This window comes from Brenneria sp. L4-2C, assembly GCF_040240335.1.
In the GTDB taxonomy this organism is placed as follows: Bacteria; Pseudomonadota; Gammaproteobacteria; order Enterobacterales; family Enterobacteriaceae; genus Brenneria.
Genome location: NZ_JBEIAC010000009.1, coordinates 103597 through 117675, shown reverse-complemented (window position 1 = coordinate 117675; position 14079 = coordinate 103597). Strand labels below are relative to the sequence as shown.

The following is a 14079-nucleotide window of genomic DNA, read 5'->3' as shown; positions in this document are numbered from 1 at the left end:
GAACATCCTTCGTCAAGCCATCGCCTGCGGTAGTTGTGCGCAGGCGGTCGTCCTTCTGATTTTAGCCATCCAAACCGTATATCAAAATCACGCCCGCTTCAGAAATAATACAAATGATTATTATTTTTATTTTCAAATCAATAAATTGTGACGGCCAACGCAAATAACCTCGATTTTGTGATGGAATTGTTATTATTTAGATAAAAATTTGAGATTTTATTATTCCACATCATAATACCTAGAGTTAGTGGGGGTTTTGGCTGGTTTCGCCATCGTTTTATCCCACCTTATAAAAAGAAAAAGTTTCACCTAATTGTGAGCAATGTGGTGTGAGGAGTTTTTCATGCAGGTCAGTAGACGGCAATTCTTTAGGATTTGTGCGGGCGGCATGGCCGGAACCACCGTGACCGCCCTGGGTTTTTCTCCGGCCGTCGCGCTGGCGGAAACCCGGCAATATAAATTACTGCGGGCCAAAGAAACGCGTAATAACTGCACTTACTGTTCGGTCGGGTGCGGCATTTTAATGTACAGCCTCGGCGACGGCGCCAAAAACGCCAAACCGTCGATTTTTCATATCGAAGGCGATCCCGACCATCCGGTCAGCCGCGGCTCATTGTGTCCGAAAGGCGCCGGGTTGATTGATTTTATCCATAGCGATCAGCGTCTTAAATATCCTGAATATCGCGCGCCGGGTTCGGATAAATGGCAGCGTATCAGCTGGACGGAGGCATTCGATCGCATCGCGCGCTTGATGAAAGCCGATCGGGACGCCAATTTCGTTGAAAAGAACAGCGCGGGCGTGACGGTCAACCGCTGGCTGACGACGGGCATGCTGTGCTCATCGGCCGCCAGTAATGAAACCGGCATGCTGGATCACCGTTTCGCCCGCGCGCTGGGGATGCTGGGGATAGATACCCAGGCGCGGCTGTGCCACGCGCCCAGCGTATCGGCGCTGGCGCCGACGTTTGGTCGCGGGGCGATGACCAATAACTGGGTGGATATTAAAAACGCCAATGTGGTGCTCGTGATGGGGGGCAACCCTGCGGAAGCGCATCCCGTGGGTTTTAAATGGGCGGTTGAAGCCAAAATCAAAAACGGCGCCAAGCTGATTGTGGTCGATCCGCGTTTTAATCGCACCGCGTCGGTTGCCGATCTCTACGCGCCCATTCGTGCGGGTTCGGATGTCGCCTTCCTGCTGGGGGTGATTCAGTATCTGCTCAGCAACAACAAAGTCCAGATGGAATATGTGAAGTCCTACACCAACGCCAGCCTGCTGGTGCGCGCGGACTACACATTCGAGGACGGCATTTTCAGCGGTTACGACGCGCAGACGCGCAAATACGATCGCGCTTCCTGGCTGTACGAACTGGATGAAAACGGCTTCGCCAAACGCGATACCACGCTGAGCCATCCGCGCTGCGTATGGAATCTGCTCAAACAGCACGTCAGCCGCTATACGCCGGACGTCGTCACCAATATCTGCGGCACGCCGAAAGAAGACTTTCTGATCATCTGCGACATTCTGGCCTCCACCTGCGTGCCGGACAGAACAGCCACCATTCTGTATGCGCTCGGTTGGACGCAGCACACCACCGGGTCCCAGATGATTCGCGCCGCCGGGATGATCCAACTGCTGCTGGGAAATATCGGCATGGTGGGGGGCGGCATCAACGCATTGCGCGGACACTCCAATATTCAGGGCTATACCGACCTCGGCTTGCTCTCGCTGCGGCTGCCGGGCTATATGGATTTGCCGTCGGAAAAACAGACCACGCTGCAAGACTATTTAAGCCAGATTACCCCCAACGCCCTGCTGCCCGACCAGGTAAATTATTGGAAAAACACGCCTAAATTTTTTATCAGCATGATGAAGAGTTTCTACGGCGATAATGCGCGCAAAGAAAACGACTGGGGGTTCGACTGGTTGCCCAAGTGGGATCAGAGTTATGACGCGCTGCACTACACGCAGATGATGATTGAAGGCAAGGTGAACGGCTACATCGCTCAGGGCTTTAACCCGATAGCCGCCTTCGCCGACTCGAACAAAGCGCGTGACGCGCTGAAAAAACTGAAATTTCTGGTGATTATCGATCCGCTGGCGACGGAAACCTCCAATTTCTGGCAAAACCACGGCGAACTCAACGAGGTGGACAGCGCCAGTATTCAAACGGAAGTGTTCCGCCTGCCGTCCAGCTGCTTTGCCGAAGAAAACGGCTCGATAGTGAATTCCGGGCGCTGGCTGCAATGGCACTTTAAAGGCGCGGAGCCGCCGGCGGAAGCGCGCCATGACGGGGTGATTCTGGCGGGCATTTTTCTGCGCCTGCGGGAAATGTACGCCAGAGAGGGCGGCGCCAACCCGGAGCCGGTGCTTAATATGGCCTGGAATTACCTCAATCCGGAAGATCCGACGCCGGAAGAGGTGGCGAAAGAGGGCAACGGTTACGCGCTGGAAGATCTGTACGACGAGCAGGGCAATCTGGTGCTGAAAAAAGGGCAACTGCTGGCCGACTTTTCGCAACTGCGCGATGACGGCGCCACCGCCAGTTTCTGCTGGGTGTATACCGGCTGCTGGACCGCGCAGGGCAATCAGATGGCGCGGCGCGATAACGCCGATCCATCGGGTCTGGGCAGCACGCTGGGGTGGGCCTGGGCCTGGCCGCAAAACCGCCGCATTCTGTACAACCGCGCCTCGGCCGACGAGCAGGGAAAACCCTGGGATCCGAAACGTGAAATCCTGCGCTGGGACGGGCAGCGCTGGCAGGGGATCGATATCCCCGATTATGGCAATGCGGCGCCCGGCAGCGGCGTCGGGCCTTTCATCTTGCAGGCGGAAGGCATGGGGCGCCTGTTCGGCATCGATAAGCTGACCGACGGGCCGTTCCCGGAACACTACGAGCCGGTCGAATCGCCGCTGGCGAAAAGTCCGCTGCATGAAAATACCCGTTTTAACCCGGCCGCCCGCCTGTATGAGGCCGACCGGCTACGCATGGGCGCGGCGTCTGAATTTCCCTACGTGGCGACCACCTACTCCATTACCGAACTGTTTCGTCACTGGACCAAACATGCGCGGCTGAATGCGATTGTCCAGCCGGAGCAATTTGTCGAAATCGGCGAAGCGCTGGCCGAGCAGAAAGGCATCCGCGCCGGCGACATGGTGAAGCTCAGCAGCAAACGCGGTTATATCAAGGCGAAAGCGGTGGTCACCAAACGCATCCGCACGCTGATGATCGAAGGGCGACCGGTGGAAACCATCGGCGTGCCTTGTCATTGGGGGTTCGAAGGCACCACGCAGAAAGGGTTTCTGGCCAATATCCTGACGCCGCACGTCGGGGATGCCAATACCCAGACGCCGGAATACAAGGCGTTCCTGGTTAATCTGGAAAAGGCGTAGCGGAGAAAAATTATGGCCATGCAATCACAAGATATTATCCGTCGCTCCGCGACAAATTCCCTGACGCCGCCGCCGCAGGCGCGCGATCACCAGCAGGAAGTCGCCAAGCTGATCGACGTGACCACCTGTATCGGCTGTAAAGCCTGTCAGGTCGCCTGCTCCGAATGGAACGATATTCGCGACGAGGTGGGGCATAACGTCGGCGTGTACGATAACCCGACCGACTTAACCGCCAAATCCTGGACGGTGATGCGTTTCTCGGAAGTGGAGGAGAAGGGCAAACTGGAGTGGCTGATCCGCAAGGACGGCTGTATGCACTGCGCCGATCCGGGCTGCCTGAAAGCCTGCCCGTCGGAAGGCGCCATTATTCAGTATGCCAACGGTATCGTCGATTTTCAGTCCGAACACTGTATCGGCTGCGGCTACTGCATCGCCGGCTGTCCGTTTGACGTACCGCGTATGAACAAAGAGGACAACCGCGTCTACAAATGCACGCTGTGCGTAGACCGCGTGGCGGTGGGCCAGGAGCCGGCCTGCGTCAAGACCTGCCCGACCGGCGCCATTCATTTCGGCACCAAAGAGGCGATGAAAGATCTGGCGGCGGAGCGCGTCCTCGATCTCAACAGCCGCGGTTATGAAAATGCCGGACTGTACGATCCGGCCGGCGTCGGCGGCACCCACGTTATGTATGTTCTGCACCATGCGGATAAACCCCAGCTTTATCACGGCCTGCCGGATAACCCGGCCATCAGCCCGACGGTGACTTTCTGGAAAGGGATCTGGAAACCGCTGGCGGCCATCGGTTTTGCCGCTACATTCGCCGCCAGCGTATTCCACTATGTCGGCGTGGGGCCGAATCGCGTAGAAGACGATGAAGAGGACGCGGATGAGGCGCATCATGAGGATAAGCAACATGAAGAAGAATAATCGGATTCAGCGCTATAGCGCGCCGGAGCGCATTAATCACTGGATTGTGGCTTTCTGTTTCGTGTTCGCCGCCATCAGCGGATTAGGTTTTTTCTTTCCTTCGCTCAACTGGATGATGAATATCCTGGGAACGGCGCAACTGGCGCGCATTCTGCACCCGTTTGTCGGCGTGGTGATGTTTGCGGCGTTTCTGCTGATGTTTTTCCGCTACTGGAAACACAATCTGATCAATCGCGACGACATCGAATGGGCTAAAAATATTCATAAAATCGCCAGAAATGAGGAAGTCGGCGACACGGGCAGGTATAATTTCGGCCAGAAATGCGTATTCTGGTTAGCCATTATCAGCCTCGTATTGCTATTGGCGAGCGGCGTGGTCATGTGGCGGCCCTATTTTGCCGACGCGTTCCCCATTCCGGTTTTACGTCTGGCTTTATTGGTTCATTCGCTGTCGGCGGTTGGGCTTATCCTCGTTATCATGGTGCATATCTATGCGGCATTGTGGGTGAAAGGGACGATAACCGCTATGGTGGAAGGCTGGGTGCCGGCCGCCTGGGCGAAAAAACATCACCCGCGCTGGTATCGCGAGTTACAACGTAAACAACAGGAAAAATAACCCTGATGAGTATCCGTATTGTTCCTCAGGAACAGTTAGAAAGTAATGAAACTTCAGCATCGGTGGGACATATCCCGCCGTTGCTTTTTGCTAATTTGAAAAGTTTATACAGCAGCCGCGCCGAGCGGCTGCGGCAGTTGGCGCAGGCGCATCCGCTGGGGGATTATCTGACGTTCGCCGCCGCCGTGGTGGAGGCGCAGCGGAAAGTGCTGCACGATCATCCGTTGCGGATGGATCTGTCCGAGGTACTCAAACAGGCCGGCAATCGTCCCCCGCTGGATATTTCGGCGTTTCCCCGCGATGAACATTGGCACGCCCTGCTGCGCGCGCTGATCGAAGAGCTGAAACCGGAAGCGGACGGGCAGGTGCTGGCGACGCTGGAAAATCTGGAGAAGTCGTCGGCGCAAGAGCTGGAAACCATGGCGACCGCGTTGTTTAACCATGAGTTCGGCGCGGAAATTAACGATAAAGCGCCGTTTATCTGGGCCGCGCTGTCGTTATTCTGGGCGCAGATGGCCAGCCAAATCCCCGGTAAAGCGCGGGCGGAGCCGGGCGAACACCGTCAGTTTTGCCCGGTGTGCGGCAGTATGCCGGTTTCCGGCGTGGTGCAGCTCGGCGCCGGCAGCGGGTTGCGTTATCTGCACTGCAATCTGTGTGAAAGCGAGTGGCACATGGTGCGGGTGAAATGCAGCAACTGCGAGGAGTCGAGCGATCTGAACTACTGGTCGCTGGACAGCGAAAATGCCGCCGTTAAAGCGGAAAGCTGCGGCAACTGCGGCACCTATCTGAAAATCCTGTATCAGGAAAAAGATCACCGGGTGGAAGCGGTGGCCGACGATCTGGCGTCGCTGGTGCTGGACGTGAAAATGGAAGAAGAAGGCTTTTCCCGCAGCAGCATCAATCCGTTCCTGTTCCCCGAAAGCGCAATCTGATCGCGAACTGGCGGGGAATTATCCCCGTCATCCCCGCAGTAGTAGGCGGGGATCACATGCTGAAACCGGAGATAGTCATTGACTGATTCCCGGTTACTCGCCCCATCTCTTCGGCGGCGTTCAAAAACATGCCCGCTGTTTTTGTGCGCAGGGAATAACGCAGAGGGGGGCAGGCATCACAAGCGTTAGAGTCTGCCGGCGGCAGGCGCATATGTTAGCTCGTCCGGCGCGCCAGCAAGACAAACGACGCGATGGCCAGCGCATAACAGATGGCGATCACCAGCGCCATGGACAGCGCGGAAGTGCCGAATAGTCCGGTCAGCGGAACGCTGACGGCGCCCAGGGTGAACATGCTGACGCCAAGTAACGCCGAGGAGCTGCCCGCTTTATCTCCCTGACTTTGCATCGCCAATGCCGATGCGCTGGGGCCGACGATACCGATAATGATAATGGTAAAGAACAGCGGGATCAGCAGCCAGATCAGCGATGCTTGCAGCGCGGTCGCCAGCAGCAACAGCAGCGACGATACGCCGGCGATAACCAGCCCGACCTTCAGCACCGGTATTTCTCCAAAATGACCGCTCAAGCGTGAGGATATCTGGGCGGAAAATATCAATCCCACGCCATTGATGGCAAAACATAAACTGAACATCTGCGGGCTAAGCCGATAGATCTCCTGCAAGACAAACGGCGAGGCGCCGATATAGGCAAACATCCCGGCCCCGGCGAAGCCCTGAGCCAGACAAAGCCCCATAAACTGGCGCTGCGTCAGCAGGCTGGCGACCGACAGGACCAGCGTTCCCACGCCGCCGGTCACCCGGCGCTGCGGCGGAAGGGTTTCGGGCAGGCGCAGGGCGGCAAGCAACAGCAGCAAAACGGCAATCACCGCCAGCGCAATAAATATTCCCCGCCAGTCGATAATGCTCAGTAACACGCCGCCCATGACCGGGGCGACGATCGGCGCCAGACCGTTGATCAACATCAGCAAGGCGAAGAAGCGGGTCAACTCATGGCCGGAATAGAGATCGCGGGCTACCGCGCGCGACAAAACGGCGCCGCCGGCGCCGGCCAGCCCCTGAATAACCCGCGCGACGATCAGGTGATTAATATCCTGCGCCAGCGCGCACCAAACCGAAGCCAGCAGCAAAATAAACAGGGAGATCAGCAACGGTCGCCGGCGCCCCAGTTTGTCGCTGAGAGGGCCGAAAATCAGCTGGCCGACGCCCAAACCCAGCAGGCCGGCGGTCAGGCTTAACTGTGCGGCGGCGGTGGTCGTCGACAGTTCCGAGGCCAATTCCGGCAGCGCGGGCAGATAGAGGTCGGTACATAAAGGGCCAAGCGTCGCAAGCAGCCCCAGTACCAGTGCGTAACCCAAACGGGATGATTGCGTGGTTTTATTCATTGACGGTGGTTTCAGGGAAAGAGTGATGGAAGATATGCTGATAAAGCTGACTTAACATATCCGGCGAGGCCTTTTGGCTGGTCACGGCGCGAAACGCCGTGCCTTCAGACAAGACGGCCATTAATTCAACGCGCGCGGCGATTTGCGGCGCGCTCAAGGCGGGATAACGCTGTTGCAGCATCTCGGTCGCCTGCTGGAACAGCTTGTTATCGGCTTCTTGCAGGATCGCCGCGACGCGAGGATTGCGCGTGGCTTCGGCGGTCACTTCCAGCATCAGCGCATTATCATCTTCGCGGGTTTTCTCATCGCCCACCAGAATGCGCTCCGCCAGCATTTTTATCATTTGCGCGGAATGATCGCCGCTCAGCCTGAGAAGCTGTAATTTATTGTTCACGATCTGGCTGACCATTTCCTCAATGATGGCGTCTTTGTTGGCGAAGTAGCGATATATCTGGCCGACGCTAAGGTTCGCTTGCGAGGCGATGGCCGCCATCCCCGCGCCATGGAATCCCGCACGGCGAAAACAAAAGCGCGCCGCCGCGATGATCTGATCGCGGCGGGCGGTTATTCGTTCTGATTTGCTGATGGTTTTTTGCATAGTCTCTCCAATGTTGCAACGTTCACCCAGACAAACAGTAATCAACTTGGCGGACGATCTTATCGCGTTTTGTTAATTATGAGAATGAACGTTCATTCTCAATTATAAGGCATGATTTCCGCCCGGGGAAACGTTTTATTTTGTCGCGCGCAGGAAAAGCGGTCGTTACGGTGAATTGGTCGATAGCGATCGCGCCGGCCAGAAAGGCCGGCGCGGTTCTGATTCAGGCGAGAAACGTACGCTCATTAGCCAGCGAAAATCGATAGTCAGGGGTTTTCCGCTGATGCCGCCATGGCGTTTTTTCTTGCTTTGACATCGTTTGTTGATCGTCGGTTGACAGGTGAAATGAGGTTTGCCGCGTTTATCTGGCCTGAGCGGTCAGCAGATCAACCTTGCCGGCATCGCTGACGCGCGTCAGGTAGCCGGCGACGTGCGGTCCGAAGTGAATGCCTTTCACAATGCTCAGCGAGCGCAGAAGCGGGAACAGAATAAAGTCGGTGGTGGCAATCGTCTGTTTATCGGCCAATAGCGGCTCAAGCTCCGTCAGTTTGCGCTGCGCTTCGGCGATCAGCGCCGGGCTGTCGGCGATCAGCGCATCCAGATCGCCGAAGGCTTTCTCTTCGCGCAGACGGTAGGCTTCACGCGCTTCAGGCGTAGCCAGCTCTTTGAAATCCGCTTTGGTGAAACGCGGCACCGCCAGGTTGAAAATTACCCCGGAGGCGGCTTTGCACCATGTTTCAATGGCGGCATCGACCGGCTTGTCCGCGATTAGCGGCGTGCTGATGTTATCGACATAATGAACGATATCCATGCTTTCCGGCATAAAACTGCCGTCATCCTTCTGAAGGATGGGAACCACCTTACGTCCGACCATGCGGGTCGGGGTTTCAACGTCGCCTTCCATAATGACGGACAGATCGAAGGGGATCGCCTTCAGACCGAAAATCATTCTGGCTCTGACGCAGAACGGGCAGTGTTCATAAATGAAAAGTTTCATGTTTTGGCACCTTCAATGGGTAGGAAAACAGCAGAATACGGATCTTTATCCGACCTGTAACCATCATACTGCAAGTTGCCGCCGGGTGGGCCGTCGGCATATTGACGCGGGCGGGCTGTCGCCGGCCAACCCGCGTTGCGCGTGATAAAAAGCAATCTACCCGCCGGAGAATTAAACGCGTTGCCAGTCGCCGGCCGCTGACGCCAGCCGCGTCGGCGCGGGTTTTTTCAACGCCGGCGCCGGGGAGGCGCCGCGCGTGTCGCCGATATTGAACGCGCTCATCAGTTCCACCAGTCTGGCGGACTGGTCGCTGAGGCTGTCCGCGGCGCTGGCGGATTGTTCAACCAGCGCGGCGTTTTGCTGGGTCACCTGATCCAACTGGGTGATGGCGTCGTTAATCTGGCCGATGCCGTGCTCTTGCTCTTCCGTCGTGACGCCGATTTCGGCAATCAATCCGGCGACGTGGCGGGCCTGCTGCACCAGTTCATCAATGGTGGCGCCTGCGCCGCTGACCAATGACGCGCCTTTTTCCACCGTCGCGACGCTTGCGCCGATCAGATCCTTGATTTCTTTGGCGGCCGATGCGGAACGTTGCGCCAGCGCGCGGACTTCGCCTGCGACCACGGCAAAACCGCGGCCTTGCTCGCCCGCTCTGGCGGCTTCTACGGCGGCATTCAGCGCAAGGATGTTGGTCTGGAAGGCGATACCGTCGATCACGCCGATGATATCGCCGATTTTCTGCGAGCTGCCGCTGATTTCCTGCATGGTCTGGACGATATTCCCCACCGCCTGTCCGCCCTGCGCGGCCGTGGCGCTGGTGGTGTTGGCCAACTGGGTCGCGGTGCGTACCGTATCGGCGTTTTGACGAATGGTCTGACTCATCTGTTCCATCGCCGCGGCCGTTTGTTGCAGGCTGGCGGCCTGTTCTTCCGTACGCTGGCTCAGATCGGTGCTGCCGGCCGCGATTTCTCTGGCGCCGGTGGCGATGGATTCGCTGCTCTGCCGTACCTGATGAACCATCACGAGCAGCTGTTCGCGCATGTCGTTCATGGCCGCCAGCAGGCTGCCGGCGTCGCCCTGGCGCAGCGCGACCTGCATGGACAGATTGCCTTCCGCCACCTGATGGGCGATTTGCGCCGCATAGGCGGGTTCGCCGCCCAACTGGCTTTTAACCGTACGGGTAATCAGCCAGGCGATCAGCGCGCCAATCAGCGCGCTGATGGCGGTGACGATCAGCAGCAACGTTCCCGTCGATTTTGCCTCATCCATAAAGCGATGCGACATCGCGATGGTATCGGCCTTGTGCTCCTGGATCATTGCGTCCAGCGCCGCGATCACCCGGTTCTGCGGTTCGATCACTTCAGCCAGAATATAGGCGCGCGCGCTTTCCTGCTCACCGGACAAGCTCATCTCAATCGCCTTTTTGACCGCTTCCGAGTACGCCGGACGGGTCGAATTCAGATTATCCAGCAGCTCGCGCGAGCGTTTGAGCTTCAGGTTCTTATCCAGCAGCGTCATTCGTTCGTTATCACTAACGATCAGGCGCTCAATTTGTTGATTGCTTTCCTGAATACGATGCTTATCGGTATATAAAGCCATGTCGCGAATCAATCGTGACGCGGTATTCATATTATCTTTGATTTCTTGCATCAAGATCAGGTTGGTTAGCCGGGTATTCGCCAGATAGTCCATATGGTTCGCTACGCTGACCAACTGGCCGCGCCCGAAAATCGCGGTGAGCAGGCCAAGTAAAATCACTAAGGTAAAACCGGCGCCCAGCATTGAGCTGAGCTTCATATTTTTCAACTTATTCATAAATATCCTTTGCCATTTTATTCTTCCCTAACGAAGAGCGTCTTGTTTCGGAGGAGGGTTGTTGTGTCTACCCGTCATTTTGTTCGCGTCTTCCCTGCCGCGAATTGCTGCGGGAAACGGTCGCCGCGCCCGGCCGCAGAGTCGAGTTATGAGATAGCGAATTGGGGCGGAAGATTCTATTGGATTCCAAGGTTTAGATCGAGTTAATGTTTTGTTAATAATCTTTTGGCGAATGTGTTTTTCGGCCGTCATCGGCGCATTCCCTTGATGCGCATCCGGCGACTGCGCCGCAGTCGCCGGTTCGACGGGGTGTATTAAGACGACGTCAGGCGTTGCAGGGTCGTCAATTGCTCGACCGCCTCATGCATCGCATCCATTCCTTTGGCCGCTTCCTTCAAACGTCCCATATTGGCGGTTACGTTATGACGCTCCTGACTGGTTTCGGTGCTCATGACGGCGATCTGGTCGGCGGCTGAAATGCTTTGATTCGCCATATCCTGCGTGGTGCTGACGGTTTGCGCGGCGACGTTGCGGATACGCTCAATGGTGTCGACCGCCGAACGGATATTCTGCCTGGTGGCGTCGGCCTGTTCTTTGGAAGAGCGGGCCAGACGCCGGACCTCGTCGGCCACCACGGCGAAGCCGCGGCCGGCATCGCCCGCGCGTGCGGCTTCTACGGCGGCATTGAGCGCCAGCAGGTTGGTTTGATCGGCTATCGCGCTGATGCCGACAGTGATCTGCGTGATGCCGAGAGAAATCTGTTCCAGTTGGTTTAGCTCCTGCTCCAGATTGTTTTGCGCCGTGCGCGTCTGCATGGCCGCGGCGCTGATGGCGCGGATGCTGGACTCGGCGATGTCCAACGTTTCGGTCTGCCGGGTCGTGGCGTGCTCCAACTGCGGCAGCGTCGTCAGCAGCGGGTTGAGTTCTTCCTGATAAGCGACGACCCGCTGGATCACGCCGGACTGGATGCCGTGCATGGCTTCCCAGCGCCGCAGCGCCCGCTGGGCATAGTGGCCGGCGTAGGCCGCGTATTCGATGGGAAAATGCGTCATGGCTTTGACGTCGTGATCGAAAAACGCCAGCGCGGATAGCGTTTGGTTGATGGGGACGCCGAAAATCTCGCCAAAGCTGGAAAAACCGGCGGCCGGCACCTGATCAAAGAAGCCGGCGTGTTCCAGGCTGGCGGCGTTGTTCATCCTGCGCAACACGCAGTCATTCAGCAGCAGACCCGTGGGTTTGCCCTTATCGGCCAGGAACCGTTGCCAGTCATGGCGGGTGGCGGCGACAAAGTCCGTTGCCTGAAGAAGATACAGGCGATCGCCGAACGCTAAATCGCAGAAGAACGCGATGCGGTCGGGGTGAATGGCGGCGATCGAACGAATAAAATATTCGTTATCGACCTTCACCCCGAAGGTTTTCCCTGTCAGTTGATCGGCGATTTGCTCCGGTCGACAGCGCAGGTATTCGGCCAGCGCGCTGACGATCGGCTGGGGCCGTCCGTTGGCGTCGAAAACCGACCGGACGGTGCGGGCCACCGGATCGGCCTCCGCGACCAGCCAGCTTTGCTCCGTAGGGGTAAAGTTCTGGCTCTTGAACGGCGCAAAGGATTTCCCTTCAGCCATCTGGCAAAACACCAGCACGGCCTTGCCTTGCAGCACGCCGTCGCGGCGACCGATATAGGTGGCGCTGAAGTCGAGCTTGCCGCCGGCCGAGCCGCCAATCGCCAGGCAGGGAAAGCGGCCGCTGTCATACCATGCCTGCATCAGAAAACCTTCTGAGGCCGACAGGCCGTCGCAATAAATCATGGCGAAAGTGCGATCGGCGGAAAGCGGCATCTTGAGATTGAGCCGCTCCAGTTCCTGACGAATCGCCGCCACTCGCTCGCCGGCGCCGGCCTTTCCCTGTACATGCAAATCAATAACGTGAACTTCATGACGGGCGATCAATGTCTGCGGCAACCATAGCCAACTTCCCTGGCTTCCGCTCATTGCGCAATAGGTCGAGGTCTGCGGACGGCTGCACAGCGCGCCGGAGGATGAAAGGGCGATAACCGTCAGGTCGTCGTCTGAAAACCGCTGCCAGGCGCTATTGACCCTGGCGAAATCGGCATCGGGCGGCACGAACGCGAACAGCAGCCCCGAGGGGGCGGAAAGGCCGATTTTACTCAACGAGGCGGGTAACGCATCACAGTTATAGACGCCGCTGGCGGGCGATTTGACGCCGAAAAGACTTGCTCCTGCACGGAAAGACGACAGCATTCCCATAGTAGTTCCCTCTCTTCAATTGAATCATGGAGTAAAACGAATCATTGAATCATCCGAGTCTAGCCTGCGACGTATTTTCTGAATGCGTTACGGGTCACGTTTATCCGCCGCATGAATAGGCGGGGCCGGGCGCCGCGTCGCCCGGCTTATTATCAGACGATTAGTCGCGAATAAATTTCACGCCCGGCCTGGCGCGTTCGTCCACGCTTAACTCAAACACATCGGGGCGGGCATAGTGACCGACCACATCGAAATCGTAACGGGCGCGTTTAAGCTCACGCGTATCGATTTCCGCGCTGATCAGACCGCTCTCGTTTTTGAACGGGCCGGCCAGAATATCGCCCAGCGGGCCGACGATCACGCTGCCGCCCTGAATCAACGGCCGGTTTTCATCCCAACCCGCGACGCTGATCCCCAGTTCTTTCGGCGAGGGTTGCACCTGACAGGCGCTGACCACGAAACACCGTCCTTCATGCGCGATATGACGCATGGAGCACAGCCACATATCGCGTTCGTCGACCGTCGGCGCGCACCAGATCTCCACGCCTTTGGCATACATGGCGGTGCGCAGCAGCGGCATATGGTTTTCCCAGCAGATCGCCGATCCGATGCGTCCGGCCTCCGTCTCAACCACCGGCAGCGTGGAGCCGTCGCCCTGACCCCAGATCAGGCGTTCGGTGCCGGTCGGCATGAGTTTGCGGTGTTTCGCCGCCAGTCCCAGCGTCGGTTCGAAAAACAGCGATGAACAATATAACGAACTGCCGGACCGTTCGATGACGCCGACCACCAGCGCCGCGCCGGTGCGGGCGGATAAACCGGCCAGCGCCTCGGTTTCCTCGCCGGGCGCTTCGATGGCGTTGTCGAAATAGCGCGCGAACGCTTCCCGTCCTTCCGGTAACCGATACCCGAGATGCGTACCGAATATCTCGCCCTTGGGATAACCGCCGAGCACGGCTTCCGGCAGCACCACCAGTTTTGCGCCGCTGGCGGCGATGGCTTTTTCATAGGAAAGAATGAGTTTCAGCGTATCGGCTTTACCGCTGGGCAAAGCGCCGATTTGCAGCGCGGCGACGATGGATTGGGTCATGGCAAAAAACCTCTGAAGGGACGGAGACCTGATGATATAGAATGCGCTGT

10 protein-coding genes are annotated in these 14079 nt (G+C 57.6%); 4 read left to right on the top strand and 6 right to left on the bottom strand.

Annotation, left to right across the window (positions count from 1 at the left end):
- Positions 1–343 precede the first annotated feature (343 nt).
- Genes fdnG through fdhE form a run of 4 tightly spaced genes read left to right on the top strand, consistent with a single transcriptional unit; the run spans position 344 to position 5866 of the window.
- The gene (gene fdnG / locus ABRZ26_RS14585; RefSeq protein WP_319604869.1) at positions 344–3391 is read left to right on the top strand and encodes a formate dehydrogenase-N subunit alpha; all 3048 of its coding nucleotides are present in this window, start codon (positions 344–346) and stop codon (positions 3389–3391) included.
- A 12-nt stretch (positions 3392–3403) separates the two neighbouring features.
- A complete protein-coding gene (gene fdxH / locus ABRZ26_RS14580) occupies positions 3404–4318 on the top strand; it encodes a formate dehydrogenase subunit beta (protein ID WP_319604868.1) in 915 nt (304 codons plus the stop codon).
- Entirely contained in the window at positions 4305–4934 is a 630-nt protein-coding gene (gene fdoI, locus ABRZ26_RS14575; protein WP_319604867.1) for a formate dehydrogenase cytochrome b556 subunit, read from the top strand. The genes fdxH and fdoI overlap by 14 nt, the downstream gene beginning before the upstream one ends.
- 5 nt (positions 4935–4939) lie before the next feature.
- Complete coding sequence (gene fdhE, locus ABRZ26_RS14570) at positions 4940–5866, top strand: formate dehydrogenase accessory protein FdhE (RefSeq protein WP_319604866.1); 927 nt, start codon at positions 4940–4942, stop codon at positions 5864–5866.
- A gap of 214 nt (positions 5867–6080) precedes the next feature.
- On the opposite strand, the gene ABRZ26_RS14565 is transcribed toward fdhE, so the two are convergent.
- The 6 genes from ABRZ26_RS14565 to ABRZ26_RS14540 form a co-directional block, all read right to left on the bottom strand.
- Positions 6081–7268: a multidrug effflux MFS transporter gene (locus tag ABRZ26_RS14565; RefSeq protein ID WP_319604865.1), complete on the bottom strand. Its 1188-nt coding sequence runs from the start codon at positions 7266–7268 to the stop codon at positions 6081–6083.
- The gene (locus ABRZ26_RS14560) at positions 7261–7866 is read right to left on the bottom strand and encodes a TetR/AcrR family transcriptional regulator (protein ID WP_319604864.1); all 606 of its coding nucleotides are present in this window, start codon (positions 7864–7866) and stop codon (positions 7261–7263) included. Before ABRZ26_RS14560 ends, ABRZ26_RS14565 begins: the two co-directional genes overlap by 8 nt.
- Before the next feature lie 361 nt (positions 7867–8227).
- Entirely contained in the window at positions 8228–8863 is a 636-nt protein-coding gene (gene grxB, locus ABRZ26_RS14555) for a glutaredoxin 2 (RefSeq protein WP_319604863.1), read from the bottom strand.
- Positions 8864–9034: 171 nt separating this feature from the next.
- Positions 9035–10678: a methyl-accepting chemotaxis protein gene (locus tag ABRZ26_RS14550; RefSeq protein ID WP_319604862.1), complete on the bottom strand. Its 1644-nt coding sequence runs from the start codon at positions 10676–10678 to the stop codon at positions 9035–9037.
- 314 nt (positions 10679–10992) lie between these two features.
- A complete protein-coding gene (locus tag ABRZ26_RS14545) occupies positions 10993–12936 on the bottom strand; it encodes a methyl-accepting chemotaxis protein (RefSeq protein ID WP_413556266.1) in 1944 nt (647 codons plus the stop codon).
- 166 nt (positions 12937–13102) lie between these two features.
- The gene (locus ABRZ26_RS14540; RefSeq protein ID WP_319604860.1) at positions 13103–14029 is read right to left on the bottom strand and encodes a carbon-nitrogen hydrolase family protein; all 927 of its coding nucleotides are present in this window, start codon (positions 14027–14029) and stop codon (positions 13103–13105) included.
- Between the last annotated feature and the right edge of the window lie 50 nt (positions 14030–14079).